The sequence below is a fragment of the Paraburkholderia flagellata genome (assembly GCF_021390645.1).
In the GTDB taxonomy this organism is placed as follows: domain Bacteria; phylum Pseudomonadota; class Gammaproteobacteria; order Burkholderiales; family Burkholderiaceae; genus Paraburkholderia; species Paraburkholderia flagellata.
Genome location: NZ_JAJEJT010000005.1, coordinates 580611 through 596923, shown reverse-complemented (window position 1 = coordinate 596923; position 16313 = coordinate 580611). Strand labels below are relative to the sequence as shown.

Sequence of the window (16313 nt, the reverse complement as noted above, 5' to 3'; positions counted from 1 at the left end):
GCGCCTGCCCGCAGCCGGCACTGGCCGCCCTGCTCTCTGCCGACAATCCGCCTCCGATCTCTCCCGGTACGCGCCAGTCGTTACGGCCTGCTGCAGCAGGCGATCCTGTTATGAAGCGTGCCAGGCCCGTCGCGCCATGACGCATAAAGCGCATCAGGTGGTCTGGTTCCGGTACGCTCAAAAGTTGCGCCGTGTCGGGCGACTTGCCACCGACCCGCAGCGCCGGGCGATCATCTGGAAGATGGTGTGGGAGGCTCGCGGAGGCCAGTTCTCTCCCAGGTTTTCCTGGGATGACTGATCAGGGTGTGCCACGTTATCCGCGGCGAGGAGGTCGCCCGCGGGTCAATGAAGTTTGGATGCCTGACGACGGCGGGCAGTTGCCAGAAGCGGATTCTCAACGGCTTCGGCGTCGCGCTTTGGCGCACCGCCATCCGCAATGACGACGTGGACGTCCTGCGCGAACGCATCTTCGAAACAGCTGCGCGCACGTGCTACGCACTCAGATGCCGGCGCATCGCCCGCACTCGCTGCGGCCTGCGCGGTCGCTTTAGCAGCGAGGCCAAACGCGGCGACTATTTCCTCCCATGTCAGACCGGTCGTCATCGCTTCCTGCACGAGCTTGCCCGCGACAACACCAATCTGCGCCCTTAGTTCATCGTTCACTGTCTTGCTCCCACAATCATTGCGCCGCGCACCTGCGGCATCGCGCGTCCTGTTTCTGCCGATTAGGCGAAAGCGTCACACGTTGCTACGGCCGCCAGGTTGGCTATTCTAGATACTATGGAGGGGACGCGGAAGTAAGCCTCCTGGAGTAAAACGGAGATTCCAACACCCGTCTTCCAAGAGGAGTACGCAAATGAATGCGCCTCGCACGGCCCCTCGCGGGCAGGATACAACCATCACCGGATCCCTGTATATCGCCTTCGAACTGGGTGACAGGAGCTGGAAGCTTTCGCTGGGCGATGGAGTACGCGCGCCAAGCCGCTGCACAGTAGCCACTGGCGATACGGCCGCAGTCTTCGCGGCGATTGCGAAGGCCAAGGTGCGTTGTCATCTGGTCGGCGATGCACCGGTGCGTAGCTGTTATGAAGCCGGGCGTGATGGCTTCTGGCTGCATCGCTGCCTGGAAGCACATCAGATCACGAATCTGGTGGTGGATTCAGCCAGTATCGAAGTAAACCGGCGTAGACGTCGCGCCAAGACTGACCGGCTTGACAGCGACAAGCTGCTGTCGATGCTGATGCGCTACTACGGTGGTAAGCGCCGGGTGTGGGCAGTCGCGCGCATCCCGACCCCCGAACAGGAAGATGAGCGCCGAGTACACCGTGAACTCGATCGCCTGCGCCAGGAGCGCACTGCCCATAGCAATCGCATGCGTTCGCGCCGCCCCGCGGCTTGCAACGAAGGCATGGGACAGAGGAAGGACCGCCGGAACCGGGTCACAAGGCGACCTCATTGGGGCGGCCCCGTCACGAAACCCGCAAACCGGCTAGTGCAAACTTTATCTGGTGGTCGCACTTGATCCCGGAATGAACATCGCTATAGGTGAGGTCAAATCCAGATCAACCATCTACCGGACATGCGCAACAGGAAGAGCTCTCAATCAACACGTCGACCAGTTGCCAGAGCGCACGCAAAGTTGCTCTTTCTCCCCATGCCCCGCAGCGAAGCCTCGGATCTCGCGTTGCGTGCACGGATCGCGCTTGAGCGCCTGCGCAATGGTGAAGCGGACCGGTCCCTGATCAATCTCGTCTCGCAGGTGGTCATCATCGCCAGCTTCATCACCCGCGCGGGACATGGGAAGCTCGATATCGGGGAAATGGAACGCGTTGAGCATGGCCTCGAAGAGGTGCTCAACGAGGCAGACCGGACCGGCGTCTGGAAGGTACCTGAAGCGTTGATCGATGGCCTCACTACCGTGGTCAACGAATACGACCGCCAGCTCTGCGTGACCCGGATGGAGATCGTTGTCCGCGCGAGTGATCACCTCGGGAAGCTCGTTGATCTGGCGACACGTGACACCCGCACCAATGACAGTCACCTCCGGGTAGCACGGTAGCCTCACCATGCCTCACGCGCGGGAATCAGACGTCAGTCAGCGCGACGTACCTTGAAGCCCGATGGCAAGCGAACACACGCGGGTGTGAGAAAACCGCGAGCAAACGTCATACAGTTTGTTCAGGCCAATCCGATTGGTAACCAGCCCCCATAGACGGAGACCAACCGCCGTAGGTGCGCCGCAAGGGAATGAAATCGCGTGCGGTGAACCCCGCATTCGAGGACAAACGCGCGCAAGCGCTCATAACAGGCAATTCAGCAACGCCCGGCGGAGCGAAGTCAAAGGTATACCGCGCTACACTGCGCCCACAACCATTCACAGCCTGGCGCGCGATAAATGCATTGCCGGGCTCCACGTCCCCGAACGCAAACAACATGGAAATTCGCGTCGCTTACGAACATAGCCTGGCCACTGCGCCGGAAGAATTCATCGTTCAGGTGCCGTCGCAGCTCGTGACCGATATTCCCGCGAACGTGCCGCGCGCGCTGTTGCCGGAATTCATCGCCAGCCTGATCGTCGAGCCCTCACCGACAATTGGAAAGATTCGCAATCTCAGGATTCTCTAGAGGAAGGCCTTTCAGCGGCGACGCCTGCCTGACGCACGGCGTTGTTGCCCAGCCTCTGGAGACTCAGAAAAGGCTTTGCTGTCTGGCGTCGCGCGCTGGCGGCAGAGAAGGTTTGTGGCGTCGTGCGCCTGCACGTCGACGGATTGCACGACGAACGTGAGCAGTGAGTTCGAAACTCTCATCCGCAAAGCTGAGCGTGAGCCTGAAGTGCGTAAGCCCATCCGGTCCGATACCAGGCTGTACCCGCAGCGATGCGCGCATGTCGAGCCGTCGGGCGCGGTCCACGAGCTGCGCGCGACTCATGCCGGGCCAGGCTGCCGAGATCAGCCGACCGACGCCCGGTGGAACCGACTCCGGTGGACAGCCCGCTGGCAACGCGAGGGAAACAAGCTCGAAGCGCTGTGTCATGGAATATAAGGCGCTCGGATCGGCGTCCGTGCTTCCTCATTGACGGGCGTCGCGTCACCCAGCCGCAAGGCGACGCTCGATCAGACCTGGGTGACCAGTCGTAACGGGCAGCCAATGCAGCGTGACCAGCCTGTCGCTGCGCCATCTACGACTGTATCGCCCGTTACACGTTAGGCTGCTGCGACTTCAGGCGCAGCAGCTGCCCCAGCTGCGGCCGGAGCCCTTTTAGCTGCAACCTTGCGCGGTGCCGAAGCCTTTTTCGCAGGTGCTGCAGCCTTGCGTCCACGCACACCCTTTGCCGGAGCAGCCGCTGCACGGCCGGCCTTTTTAGTGGCAACTGCTGTCTTCGACGCCTTTTTAGCCACGACACGCTTTGCGCCAGCCTTTTTCGCGGGAGCCGCCTTTGCGCTGGCGGCCTTCGTCGTTGCACCGGCTTCAATCAGGAATTTCGAACGATCCTTGACATCGCGAATCCAGAGCGGCGCAAGGCCCCGGCCCGACCACGTCGCGCCCGTTTTCGGATCAGCATATTTCGGCGCAACGTGATGCACGACTGCACGCGGGGCTTTTGCTGCCGCCTGCTCCTGGCCAGCCGCCGGTTTGCGACCGCGCCTTTTCGCGACAAAGCCTTCGATGTCCGCGACAGTCAGTCCGTGCTTGTGCATCAGGTCACGGATTTTGGTCAGGCCCACCGACGACTGCTTTTCGGCAATCGCCACTGCCTGCTTCTGGAGTTTGGCAATTTTCGAGTTGATTGCGTCCAGGGTAACCATTTCTATTCCTCGCTGTGGGGTTTAGCGTTCATGCGATCCTGGAACTTTCCTGGCCTGTTTCCCAGGCATTTCGAAGTTCGGTCTTCCCGTCAGAATTGACGCCATCGTCGCGGTCGTGATTATGACTTTATCAGTACGCACGTGCAAATCAAATGCATGGTGTGCGGCGCTTTGAATTATCACTGGAGCTTGAAAGTAGACGCGCCGCCGATGCTGTCTGCCGTAACGCAACCGCTGCCCTTCCCTCTCGAATGCTATCCCGCCGCAAGAGATTCAATTCCCTATTTTCCAGACATGTACCCACGCATCGCCGCGTCGTGTGACCGACGCTCCTGTTCGTTCCGTGCAATGAATCGTGGGTACAACAAAAGATGCCTCAAGGTGCGCAAACAAACCCGGCGTCGTTTATGGGTTGATTTATACTCCATTCATACCGACCCACAGTCGGGCCACGTGCCGCTCCCGTCAAAACGCCGACCAAATCACCACCGCCATCTTCGCTGCTGCAGCATGGCCAGCTTTGGGTCGCGTGGTATCCTGGCGGCACGCAATTTACAATCACCTGCCCAACGACAGATTGTTGTGCGGAGCATACTGAATGGATGAAAGAAAGCGCGAAAGCATCGTGGCCTATCTGCGCAGACGGATGGCCGAATTCGGAATCAAACCGGAAGATATCGCCGCATCAATTGCGGCCGATCAGGAACAGTTGCGGGCAGTGCGTTTTCGCGACGCTTCCGGAAACACCTGGGATGGCAAAGGCGCTCCGCCGCAATGGGTAGTACAGGCGACGAGCGCCGGGCAGTCTCTTGAGCATTTCGCAATTGACCGGGCGTCAAGCCGTGACCCAGGTAAGCGCACCGGTACCGACTGGCGCAATGACCCGTTCGCCGGCACCCGTCTGGCTACAGTCAAAGCTGAGCAGGCAGCGGCCTCCTGAGTAATCGGCAGTTCTGTATAGACTTGCTTTTGGCGCGGCGACGAAGAGATTCAGTCCGTGGAATGTTCGCGCTGCCCCTTCGGGACCGGGGAAAATTCCGCAGACAGCCGGGTCGGGAATTGCTTCTCCCTGGCGCTACACAATGGATTCACCTGACGCTTTTCCGTTGGTGCGTGATGAGCGGTTCGGGTCATCGCGGATCCGGATGGGTCAAACCTGCTTCCGCGAAAATCAACTCATATCTCTCAGCGCCGACGACGTCGAGGTACTCGCGCCTCATCAGGATGAGCGCCTGCGCCGTCCTGGAAATCACGCCGTAGGCTTCCAGCAGCTCGGCATGCTCCAGAGCCTCTCCCAGGGTCATGGTCACGTCAGCGTCCCTATTGCAGTTGAACAGCCATCAGGCCATTGACGAACGCAGGCCGGACGGAGGCGAACTCCATCAGGTCGAAGTAGCCGTTGCTGAGCGCAAACTCTTCCAGCGCTTGCTTGCCGCTATCAGCCTTGATGCGGCTGTAGCTTTCGACCATCTTCAGGTCGGTAATCACATAATCCATCTCAACCTCTTTCCGTCCGGTGATGCCTCGAGCTGTTGTCTCTCAAGGTGTCGTTCGGAGGGTACGTAGCGTCGCTTAAATCAGGCTTAAACAACACAACCAGAACGAAAGCTTTGTCCGGGCCGCGAATCAGAAACGCGTGCTGGCGGGATGACCGTCGTGTTCACCTAGGGTGAATACCTGGAAACGCGCGATGGGAAACGGGCAAACCGGGAACGGCGAGGGAGACCGTTGCCTTAAGTGAAGAAAGGACGGCTGCAATGCCGAAAGGAAAATGCCCGCAATCGTTTGGGCTGAATCCAAATCCAGGACAGATGGCGGAACCGCGCCCCACCCTCCTGAGACTTCACGCGGCTTCATCCTCAGACCCGACGAAAGGCTGGCGGCTGGATATGTCCCCCCACAGCGCGGCCCTACACATTGACCCATCGTATTGCCATTACACTCCCGCTGGCGCTGTTGGCATCCGCAAATCACCATCGTGCGCTGCAAGCGCGACATCGCACGGGTTCTCCGGTGCCAGGCGTTCGCGCGTCCAGTGTCGCACCACCCTCGACATCGACGTAACGGCGTGAGGACTCACCTCGTCCGTTGAAACGCCCGTGCGTTAGAGGCAGGTGATAGTAAGCATTACCCAATATTGACGCCCAGATCCCGGCCAGTAGCCGTGCGGACTGCGACGGAGCCGCAAGGCGCAGTGCGTCTGCCACCGACGGGTGAGACACGTTCACCTCCGCAACGACAGAACCGTTCGCTGCACTTGACTTGCCGTCTCTGCAACACATGATAGAAATGTTTGAGATGGAACTCATACGGAACCGGAGACAACTCATGGTGAGAACAGCAGTGCGAACCGTGCTCGAACTTTGTGTCATTGCCAACGTCGCTCTCCTTGCTGGTTTCGCGTCGATGGTCGCCTGTGAGCATGTCCCCGAATACGCCGCCCAGTTGACAAAGGACGACTGGCCGCAGGCCGAACTGGGCACCGCGGCATCTGCCGCCCTTGCGTTCCAGAAGGACCACGAACGGCTCCCCCATAGCCTCAAAGAGTTGCGCGCCACGCGGGCCGGAGCCTACCTGCCCCGCGGCTTCGATCTGAAGGGCGTGCTGTACTTTCGCGATGGGGACGGTCGTCCGCGGCTAAGCTGGCGGGATGATGTCGATCGTAACGCCGCGTACTGCACCCTTGATGCCGCATTGCACAGGCACTGCTAGACATCGAACGTACGCGAATGAGTAACCCAATCGCAGCGTTCGCACTTCCGGGTCATGCTTTTACCGCGACGTGTTGACCGTCGTCAGGCGCCACTGACTTTGCGCGTCGTTTCGCGCTTTAACGATCGAACGATCACGGGTCTTTCGGCAAACCAGGTCGCTCACACGAAGACCGTAGGCAAGCGAACCGCCTTCCTTTCGGCGCCCTGATCGGGTCCTGCAACAGCGACGTAGTCCATTGCATATACGACATGTTCACGATGGCATCGAATTCCGAAAGGAATCCTGTGGTACTGCCGTGGCGATTGACGTTAGACGTGGCGATCGATCATCGCTGGTTGGAATAGAAGGCCTCATGGTAGAAACCGGAGGGAGCTTCTTTGTTGGTCCGCTAGCAGGTCTCTGCCCTCAGTAACGGTCCACGATCGCTCACTTGCGAACCGGGATTGTGGCCCATCCGCCCGGCAAATTGAAACTGAAGGAGCACGCCACTTTGCGGCGAACGCACATTCAACGTGTGCGCTTTCTTCTGAAGGTAACCACATCCCATCGACGGCGACCTTGCCGTCGCCCCGCTTCGATCGTACAACCGGGACGTAGCCTGGCGGCCTCTGTGACACGAGCTTGAGCGCCCACGTCGCGTGATGTAACGATCACACCCCCGCCGTTCGACCGTCGGCCATATGGATGAGCAGACTCCATGTGCTTGCCGGTGACGAACTCATCCGGGTGTTCAGCCAGTCCCCCGCTATCACGTCCGACCTGGTGCTGTCGCTGACGTTCCGGCGTGTCCATTCCTGCAGCCGACGGGCTTGCCGCCCGCAATGCATCAAGATTCCGGTTGCGCCTTATTGATGGCGTGTTACGCGTACGCGACCAGCCCCCTCTTCCTTCTACGCACTGCTGTACGCGAGTCGTTCGCCCGGGGCGACTTGCGCTCCGCGAATCCCGTGAGATGCTGAATCAGTCGCCAACGCCAATCCTGGAATTGTGTGACAGACCAACCACCGCAGTCAGCAGGCACGGTTTCGCTGGTACCGGGCGATGCTGGCGGCACGAAGTTGGCGAACACATCCTCACTTAAATTTGGAGTACGTATCAATGCTCAAAGAGAACAGAATCTGGAAAATCGCCGTCGATGAAGCGCGTGGCTTTCTTCTAGACGTCCTTGACCCGCTCATCAGGCTCGCCAGGTGGATATGCCGTCGCAACGGGAAGTGAACGCGCCGCACGCCCGAATCGATGGATAACGCTTTCCGGAGTCAACTGATGAAAACTCGCCGATTTGCTTTCAAGCCAAATGGGAGCTCCGTGACTCGCATCTCGAGTCGACGGATGTCGATCTATATACCCGACGAAGTCCCCGTCGAAGTTATCCAGCTTTGGCTCGCCCGCCTGACAGTTCCTCTGAAGGGGCGTCTGTCAACGTTGCGCTATGTCCGCAGGCGTGAAACCCGGAGAAAGCGCGTCGCGGTTTGTCGGTTGAGGCGACGTCGCATCCAGCGCAGGCGCATCCACGTGCCGGTTCGCTTCTGGCGTCACGAGGCGGCCCGCTAAGCGAGCGCCCCCGGCGTTCCCTTTGCTCGCCATCGACTTGCATCGCAAGTGGCTGGGCACACACTGAAATCGAATGACCCGGACGGCGATCCTCATGCCGCCCGGAACTCTTCTCCTGGAAACCAGAATGAAAAACCCACATCTTGTATTACTGATTATTGCTCGTGTCGTCACTGTCTTCCTGTGTTTCGCTTTCCTGAATCACGAATGGCGCACACTGTTCCATCATGGTTCCGTCCACATCCTTGCGGCTACGGTTGCAACGCTGGTTGCCGCATCGCGGGTCTGGCTTCCGAACCGGAGCGTGCGCGCGTGGACCTGGATCGCGTTCATCGTCCTGGTCATCGGCATGATGCTCGTGGCCCTTACATTCACGCCCTGGAGTCTTGCTGCCATCGCTGTCATTGCAGCGGCGTCCTTGAAACTCTGGCGGCTGCATCAGCGTCGGACTCCTGCCAGGATGATCGTCAACGGCACGCGCGTCATCATCCCGCTGGAAGTGAAGATCACCCCGCAGTGCACGCCGGTGGTAGCACGTGAACTGCGCTCACCAGTGGCGCGAGCCATGCACTCGACCACTGAAAGAGAGCTAACTGTCCCGCAAGAAGTGCCGGTTACGCCGATATCAGCGCCGCGACCCGCGCCAATGCAGGAGCCTCGTGCAGTACCGACTCAGCAGGTGACTGCCCCCACATGGGATTTCAGTGAAAGCGTACGCAAACCGCGACACAATTTTTCTGCTGTCGTTGGCATGCAGGATACGAAATCGCGTCTGTTCCGTATGGCGCGGGAGATTCTTGACGACACGTCAAAAGCGCGCAATAACGGCATCCTGCTGTTCGGGGATCCGGGCAACGGCAAGACGTTCTTTGCTGAGGCGCTGGCGGGCCAGCTCAACATCCCCTTTGCGATACGGCGTCGAAGTGGGTCAACGAAACCCCTGCGAAGCTAAAGGCAGTCTTCGATGAGGCACGCAGGATCGGGACCTGTCTACTTTTCATCGACGAGATTGACTCCTTCATCAAACCGCGTGATGGCAACGTGCACAGCATGGACCGCGACCTGACTAACGTAATGCTCACCGAAATCGTTGGGTTGCGCGGTTCAAAGGTGATCCTTGTCGCAGCGACAAACTTCCTGGATGACCTCGACGGAGCCGGAAGACGCGAGGGACGGTTTGACTACAAGGTCGAGATTCCGGCGCCGGATCTCCCAGCCCGCGTTGCGCTTCTCTGGCGCTCGATCACCGAGGAACTGGGTGACCGATTTGCGCAGCGCGAGCCGATCACCGCGCTCGCCGGCCGCTGGGAAGGGTTCAGCGCAGCACGGCTGACAGCACTGGGTGGACAACTGCGCGGGATGCATCGCGATGAGGAATTCACGGGCCCGGTGACGTTTGAGATCGGTATGAAGGCAATGCGTCTACTCCATGGACGCAAGGGACGACTGCCCGAGGGCGTCAAGGACATCTCCGACATCATCATGCCCGATGCGTCACGCGGCGCGCTGTGCAATCTGGCCTACCGCATGACGGAAATCGAAAATCTCGAAAAACTCGGCTCGACGCTTCCGCGCGGAGTCATGTTTGTCGGCCCCCCAGGAACAGGCAAGACCCAGGCCGCGATGTCGCTCGCGAAGGCAAGCGGATGGGCGTTCCTGAAGACAACCGGTGCCGACATCATTGCAGACCCGAGGTCATGGGACCGGCTGTACCGTGAGGCCTGTGACGTCCGTCCGTGCGTTGTGTTTATCGACGAGGTGGATGGAATCCTGCAGGACCGACGCCACACAGGCCACGGAATGCTGACTGAACAGCTGCTCTCAACGTTAGATGGGGCTGCGGGAAGGACACCCGATGTGCTCTTCATCGCGGCAACCAACCATTACGACCGGATTGACACGGCCGCGGTACGCAGTGGCCGGTTCGAGGAAAAAATCCTGTTCGATGTTCCAACAAACAAGGCAATGGCAGCGTACGTGCGAACAATTCTGGCCAGTAAGCTCGATGGTGCCTGGAAAGTTGAAACAGGAGCCGTGGCCCAAACAATCAGGCTTCTCAGCGGCCGGACTATCGCCGATGCCGACGCGCTCGTGCGCAAGGCGATGACGCTCGCTGCGCTCCGGCGCATGCGTGAACAAACGGTGGACTTTCGCGTCGCAGATGTTGTGTACGCTGCACACTCAATATTTGCCCAATGACCGGCCGCGTGTAGTACCAGTACTGCACGCGGCCGCGCACGTCCTCCTGCTGTAGTCGAGCGTCCGCTATTAGGATCACGCTGGCCATATAGACACCGCGCCGGCCGCTCGTTAAGTTGGGCACCTAGGAACAGTAAGAAAAACGCTTCGGAGCTCTGATGTCTCTATTTGCCGGCTCGCGTTGCGCTGATCCTTCCAAAAACAAACTGACCGAGGTACCAACCGAGTTCCGTGTTTGCGAGGATATCGTCTTCGGTGACATCCGTCGGCTCGAGTTTCATGCGGCGGAGCATCAGCTTGCCCTCGCGGGATGTCACCCAGCCACGGATGAAATCTCGCTTGCTTCGCTCATCGGCTGCCAGATAGTGCTCGCGGCCGAGCGTCGCTTCCTCGTTCATGCGCGAACGCGACTCCTCCTCTCTCGACGCGATACTCCGCGCGACAGGAGCGGGAACGGCCGCCGCTTCCGCACTCGGCTTAACTTCGTTGCTCAGCAGCTTCGCCTGTACGTCAACCATCGTCCGCTCGGCTTCCGACATTTTCCAGTTGTCGCGTAGCGCTTTCATCAGATAACCGGATGGGCTCTTCTTGACTTGACCGCGATGCAGCCGGAAGCGCGTGTACTCGATCGCCTGCTGGATGCGCTCGTCCGTCCACGTATCGCGGTTCTCGGAGATCTCGCTGAACTGTCTGGGCGAAAGGTTAAACTCGTCCTTCAGCACCTTGTAGACATGGCTCGCATCAGCGAGGCTTGCCATGACGGCGTCCGCTGTTTCCTTGCGTTTGAGCACGAAGCGGATGCGATCGATCTTCTTCGACGAAGTGGACTCGGTCCTCGTTTCGTACGAGAGCTCGATGTCGGACACCTCGTTGATTTCCTTAACTGCGGGCTCTAGCCAGTCGCGCTTGAAGTATTTGAAAATGGCCGCGTTCGCGCCCATCTTTCCTGGCCACGTCCGCATCACTTCAAGCGGAATCCACTCGGTGCGCCCTACCGCCACACTGGGCAGAACCTTGTCGTAGATGGCTCGCGCAAGGCTGCGCGTGAAAGCGGTCGAGATGCGCAGGCTCAGCCAGTGCGACGTGCGCGGGTCGCGAATGTGCGGCACCAGGGTCGGGTGAACGTCGAACCGGATACGGCCGCGATGAAAAGCCACCAGGCCGATGAGCTGCACCTGGGCCCACAGATCGTCTTCGTTGGGATCGCGGTCTGACGGCGTATTCGTTACACGGATCTTGGCGTTTTGCGCTTCGTCCGCGATCGTCCGCAGATGCTTGAGATTGCGGCTGTCATAGCGCATCAGCCATTTGAAATAGTTCAGCTCGACATCGTACTGATCTTGCGGCTGCATTTCCTGGGCGACGATGAAGTACGCCGCGTCCAGGAAGCGTCGCGCCGGCAACCCCATATTTACGATTTCGGTGAAGAAGTTGTTGCGTTGATAGCCGATTTCGCGACTTGACTCGTTCACGGGCAAACCGAGGTCGAACATGTCCTCGAACAACGCCAGGGCCATCTGCCTTGGGGTCGTTCTCGTTCTGCCCTCTTGCGGATTGTCCGATGCCATTGCGTGGTCTGCGCGGATTGAAGTCACAGGACTGTATCACCCGTAGGTGAGCTGTCAACACAACAAACCTCACCATCGTGAGGCGACTTAGGAGGGCCCCCGCTTTTACGTCGATCTGTGCACAAACAACCTCACCACACGCACAACAAACCTCACCGCTAACGAGCCCAGATTCTCGCGGTCGCCCGTGCGGCATGGGTTTCCGGAAGGCTCGTGCCATCGCGCACAATGAATCTCACCCTTGTGGATAAGAGGAAGTCACACACACCAGACCTCACCATCGTGTAGCTGCGATCTCACCTTCTCGGGTGCAAAACCTCCCTCTGATGCACAACAGACCTCACCTTGAGCACAATGACCCTCACCTTTCTCGACTTAAGTATTTGATTATTATTGAAATGCAGATGATCCGTTAGTTTGTTTGTCCAGTTTTTAGGTTTACAAAACAACTCACGTACTGCGCACACACGGATCTGCGTGACGACTGCTCTGATGCATAAAGGACCTCGAGCCGGTGAGGGGATGAGCTATTTCTACGAAAGCGTGCTTTCCCGAGTCGCGAAGTACAGCGATTCAAGGTGAGGTTCATTGTGCACGCAGACGAACACAGCGATTCGCATGCGTGGATCACGGGGAAGGCCGCGTGAACGGTCGCTGTTGACGGTGAGGTCAAATGTGCGGCAATCCCTGGAGCCGGTGGTTTTCTCCATTTGTCGGAGCCACTTGGCCGCCCTGCGGATGGGAAGGTGAGCCCCGTTGTGCTCAGTTCAAAGGGAGATTGGGCCTGCGACGGCACGATTTCTGGGATTTTGAGCCCAAGATTCGAATAAATTTCTGTGTTTACAGTGATTTAGGCTGAAAAATCCATGCTGTTTCTGTATTATGAGCTTTATCGAAATTTTCTCGAAAACCTCAGAATGGTGAAAACAAGCCAACTTCCAGCAGTCGATCGGACTGTGCCCTTGGAACAGATTAGCGCGTTCGCTGAAAAGGTATCGATTTTTACAGATGAATTGCGCGAAACCATACTTGCGCCTAGGCCTCGCAAGGCGGCCCCGGTATTCAAGACAGGTGAAATTGCTGCGATGTGCAACGTCACCCATTCCCAGGTTCAGTATCTGGCCACAAAAGGGGATGGCGAATTGCCACCGGGGACAGCAGCGGGCTCAGGCCGCACGCGGACTTTCACGCTCGAAGAGGCTCGCATCTGGGTACAGAAAGTCTCAGATATCTACCAGACTCCGCTCGTCACCGGAACAAGGGAACCAGATGGGAAAGTTATCATAACTGCCCAACTAAAGGGTGGCTCGGCGAAAACGACGACCACGATGTGCCTTGCGCAGGGGCTTACGCTGCGCGGGCGTAAAGTTCTTGTTGTGGATCTCGACCCGCAAGCCTCATTGTCTGAGCTCTGCGGTCTATATGCTGAGAAGGACGTAACACCGGAAGACACCGTGCTTCCCTATATTTACGACCAGCAAATCGAAGGTGGTTTGGGCGCACGTATTCAGTCGACGTACTGGGACGGCCTCGACGTCATACCAGCGCACACGGAACTCATTGGGGCGGAATTCCATTTGCCCGCGATGCAGAAGGTCAAGCCGGGATTCAAGTTCTGGACCGTTTTGCGGGAGGGCCTCGAGCCGCTGCGCAAGCAGTACGACTACATCCTCATGGATACGTCGCCGTCGCTCTCATATATGAACCTGAACGCATTGCTTGCAGCTGACGCGCTCGTAATGCCGATGGTGCCGGAGAACCTCGATTTCATCAGCTCGCTGTCATTCTGGCGGCTATTCTCGGACGTATCGAAGAGTTTCATCAAGTACGAACAAGGCAAGAAGTACGACTTCATCTCGCTGCTGCTGTCGAGGGTGGACTATGGTCGGACTTCGTCTGCCCCTATCGTGCGAGCGTGGGCAGAGAGCGCTTATGAAAACTGGCTCCATGCGATTGAAGTGCCTGCCAGTTCGGTCATGAGCACCGGAGCACTAGCCTTTTCCACGGTATTCGATATCAGCAGTTCACATAGCGCAGCCAAGGCGCTGCAGCGGGTACGGCAGCCCCTCATCGACTATTGCCGTTGGTTGGACGAAATTTATGAAGAAAAATGGAGGACTGCGCAATGAGCAACATGCGTGAACAACTGCTGGCGAAGACGGCCGGTATTCGAAAGACGTCGGCGATCCAGGAAGACGAGGTGAAGCGCTCGGAGCGTACGCAGACCGCGCCTGGGCTCGCAGGCGCACTTGCTGTTGCGCAACTTCGCGTTCAGGAACTCGAGGCGGCAGGCGTGACGTCGGCATTGCCTGTTGCTAACATCGCGCCCAATCCATGGCAGCCTCGGCGAATATTCAACGAAGCGAAGCTGAGCGAATTGGCAGAATCGATCCGCGAGGTCGGCCAGGTGCAGCCGATCGTAGTTCGCCGTGTCGAGTCGGGCTATCAGATCGTTGCAGGTGAACGACGTTGGCGTGCGCACAAGGTTCTGGGTCTCGACACGATCAAGGCAGTCGTCGCCGATTGCTCGGATTCTGACATGGCGGTTCTGGCAATGGTCGAAAACGTCAGTCGCGACGATTTGTCAGACTATGAAATCAGCCTGTCTATCCGCCGCACAGAAAGAGAGTTTCCGGACAGGAAGCGACTGGCGGAAGCTCTGGGGCTCTCGCGAAGCGGCCTCTTTCAGTTTCTGAGTTTCGACAAGCTGCCGACGTTTATCCTCAAGGATCTGGAGATTCAACCGCGTTTGTTGGGTGCGAACGCAGCAGAGGCGATCGTGTCGGCAATTCGAAAATTTGGTGAAGCTGGGCTAGCAGCGGCGCGAGAGGTTTGGCCCGACGTCGTTTCAGGCGAGCTTGAGCAAGGAAAGGTCGCGGCAGCGATTAAGTTACTTGCCACGCGGGGAACGACGTCCACGACTGCGAACGAGAGAAGTATCGACAAATTCTTCGCCGGCAAGGAGCATGCGGGTTCGATCACGAAGGACGTGAATGGCTTTGCGGTCAAGTTCAAACCAGGGGTGATCACCGAGACTCTTGAGGCGCAGATTCGGGCGCTTATCAGCCAGTCATTTAATCAGCACCCGAAATGAAGTGAGACAGTTTTGTTGAAGCCCGCCTAGTGCGGGCTTTTTTATTTGCGCCGCGCAATCCACACTATGGGCAGTGGCGCTCCAGCCGGGCTGAGTCATTTTCTGTGACGATTCCGCAGGCCCGAAGTCAAGCGCGCCATGTGGGGAGTCCATAGTATGGATTGGCGAACTCAGCGAGTCGGTAACTGGCGCTACGGGCATCGTTGTCAAGCCAACCGCGATCTGCCGAGGGGGGATTGGTTGCAGCAGCATCGGAAGATCGCGCGAGTCCATAGTATGGATTGAGACATCAATCGCTGCGACAAACTTAATCTCGCACATGAGTTTCGAAGCGTCATTGACGCGTGCGTCGCGAACCGGAGCATCTCATAGCTCCGTTCATAGCGTTGACTCGCGTCTGGAGTCGGCCGTTGAACGATGCGTCCGACCTTCGGCTTGTAGATCCTGGGGCGCGAACGCACATGGACGGGAGCGGGGTCCATACTATGGATTCTGGTTGTTCAGCCTGGCGCATGTGCGGCGGCCACATAGGCAGTGTCCGATTGAGGCCAAACTCGCGTCGCAATCAAGTGACCCGATCTATCTTGTCGAAGACGCATTTGGGTCGGAAGCGCTCGCTCCAATGGGGGCGATTGACGGTCGCTCACGAACGAACTCGGACATCGGACTTTATGAGACTTCCGTCGGCATCCGCGTTCACCGCTCACAACAAATAATCCGGGGCGCCGACAAAGGATGCGGTGTCCCGGGACAATATCCACTTGGCTGATCCTTCGATCGTTAGCTTACGGGCGCAACACGACAAGTGGGAACCGTCGCGAGGGTGCGGACTTGTTCGGTTTGCGCCGGAACCACTCGGCCCAGCAGCAAGATGCAGAGGTTCGACGGTTCGATTTCGTGCTGACGCTGCCAAACTTCGACGGCCTCCGTTTGGCCGTTAGTGGTAACCGCGATGAGGGTTGTGAGTTTCATTCCCAGCTCTCGCGACCGTCGAAGCGTAGGCGCCGATTGCCCGAAATTACAGGGCTTTCAACGGTCCCGTGAGAAATCGTATTCGCGCCAGGGGCCAGGTGCTCGCGTCGCATACTAGCGCCGCCGGGCCCTGCGAATCAGCGACTCCAATGACGACATTTCCCAAGACGTAAGCTTGAGGTGACCAGTAACTGCGCCGCGACAGAGTTCCGGCCTCGTCTCGGGAATCAGATTCTCCATCGGAGGTTCAGGGTAATCAGGTTCTAGCACCCCCCAAGCCCCGAATTGGAAATCACTATACCGTCTCCAATGCAGACCCATTACGTGTGAGGCGAATCGCGGCAATAGCAAGACTGGTGCGATGGATCGCCATCGGAGGCTGAGTGGGGAACTGCCCGATCCTAG

Annotated in this window: 12 protein-coding genes and 2 pseudogenes; 10 read left to right on the top strand and 4 right to left on the bottom strand. The window is 58.4% G+C overall.

Annotation, left to right across the window (positions count from 1 at the left end; translation table 11 throughout):
* The first annotated feature begins 345 nt into the window (after positions 1 to 345).
* The 4 genes and pseudogenes from L0U83_RS39185 (at position 346) to L0U83_RS39170 (ending at position 2625) form a co-directional block, all read left to right on the top strand.
* A complete protein-coding gene (locus L0U83_RS39185) occupies positions 346 to 651 on the top strand; it encodes a hypothetical protein (RefSeq protein ID WP_233889942.1) in 306 nt (101 codons plus the stop codon).
* A gap of 205 nt (positions 652 to 856) precedes the next feature.
* Positions 857 to 1381: pseudogene (locus tag L0U83_RS39180) on the top strand (IS110 family RNA-guided transposase); the annotation flags it as partial.
* Positions 1382 to 1654: 273 nt separating this feature from the next.
* Positions 1655 to 2059 (top strand): hypothetical protein, encoded by a 405-nt coding sequence (locus L0U83_RS39175; RefSeq protein WP_233889940.1) that lies wholly within the window; start codon positions 1655 to 1657, stop codon positions 2057 to 2059.
* A gap of 374 nt (positions 2060 to 2433) precedes the next feature.
* Positions 2434 to 2625 carry a hypothetical protein gene (locus L0U83_RS39170; RefSeq protein WP_233889939.1) on the top strand — a complete coding sequence of 64 codons (192 nt, stop codon included), beginning with the start codon at positions 2434 to 2436 and terminating at the stop codon, positions 2623 to 2625.
* A 578-nt stretch (positions 2626 to 3203) separates the two neighbouring features.
* On the opposite strand, the gene L0U83_RS39165 is transcribed toward L0U83_RS39170, so the two are convergent.
* Positions 3204 to 3806, bottom strand: coding sequence for an H-NS histone family protein (locus tag L0U83_RS39165; RefSeq protein WP_233889938.1), 603 nt, complete (start codon positions 3804 to 3806; stop codon positions 3204 to 3206).
* 598 nt (positions 3807 to 4404) lie between these two features.
* Between L0U83_RS39165 and L0U83_RS39160 the strand changes: the two genes are divergently transcribed.
* Positions 4405 to 4746 carry an H-NS family nucleoid-associated regulatory protein gene (locus tag L0U83_RS39160; protein ID WP_233889937.1) on the top strand — a complete coding sequence of 114 codons (342 nt, stop codon included), beginning with the start codon at positions 4405 to 4407 and terminating at the stop codon, positions 4744 to 4746.
* A 190-nt stretch (positions 4747 to 4936) separates the two neighbouring features.
* Here the strand turns inward: L0U83_RS39160 and L0U83_RS39155 are convergent, their stop codons facing one another.
* Positions 4937 to 5116, bottom strand: coding sequence for a hypothetical protein (locus L0U83_RS39155; protein WP_233890032.1), 180 nt, complete (start codon positions 5114 to 5116; stop codon positions 4937 to 4939).
* A gap of 10 nt (positions 5117 to 5126) precedes the next feature.
* Entirely contained in the window at positions 5127 to 5303 is a 177-nt protein-coding gene (locus L0U83_RS39150; RefSeq protein WP_233889936.1) for a hypothetical protein, read from the bottom strand.
* Positions 5304 to 6134: 831 nt separating this feature from the next.
* Here L0U83_RS39150 and L0U83_RS39145 point away from each other — a divergent pair.
* The 3 genes and pseudogenes from L0U83_RS39145 to L0U83_RS39130 all read left to right on the top strand — a co-directional run bounded on the left by L0U83_RS39145 (position 6135) and on the right by L0U83_RS39130 (position 10274).
* A complete protein-coding gene (locus tag L0U83_RS39145; RefSeq protein WP_233889935.1) occupies positions 6135 to 6518 on the top strand; it encodes a hypothetical protein in 384 nt (127 codons plus the stop codon).
* 1630 nt (positions 6519 to 8148) lie between these two features.
* Positions 8149 to 9215: pseudogene (locus tag L0U83_RS39140) on the top strand (ATP-binding protein); the annotation flags it as partial.
* 219 nt (positions 9216 to 9434) lie between these two features.
* Positions 9435 to 10274, top strand: coding sequence for an AAA family ATPase (locus tag L0U83_RS39130; RefSeq protein ID WP_308445131.1), 840 nt, complete (start codon positions 9435 to 9437; stop codon positions 10272 to 10274).
* A 164-nt stretch (positions 10275 to 10438) separates the two neighbouring features.
* Here L0U83_RS39130 and L0U83_RS39125 read toward each other — a convergent pair whose 3' ends face one another.
* On the bottom strand, positions 10439 to 11842 hold the full coding sequence (locus L0U83_RS39125; protein ID WP_233889933.1) for a replication initiation protein: 1404 nt from the start codon (positions 11840 to 11842) through the stop codon (positions 10439 to 10441).
* Positions 11843 to 12759: 917 nt separating this feature from the next.
* On the opposite strand from L0U83_RS39125, the gene L0U83_RS39120 reads away from it, so the two are divergent.
* Together L0U83_RS39120 and L0U83_RS39115 are read left to right on the top strand one after the other, a co-directional pair.
* A complete protein-coding gene (locus L0U83_RS39120) occupies positions 12760 to 13971 on the top strand; it encodes a ParA family protein (RefSeq protein ID WP_233890024.1) in 1212 nt (403 codons plus the stop codon).
* Positions 13968 to 14936, top strand: a complete 969-nt coding sequence (locus tag L0U83_RS39115; protein WP_233889932.1) for a ParB/RepB/Spo0J family partition protein — start codon at positions 13968 to 13970, stop codon at positions 14934 to 14936. The genes L0U83_RS39120 and L0U83_RS39115 overlap by 4 nt, the downstream gene beginning before the upstream one ends.
* The last annotated feature ends 1377 nt before the right edge of the window (positions 14937 to 16313 follow it).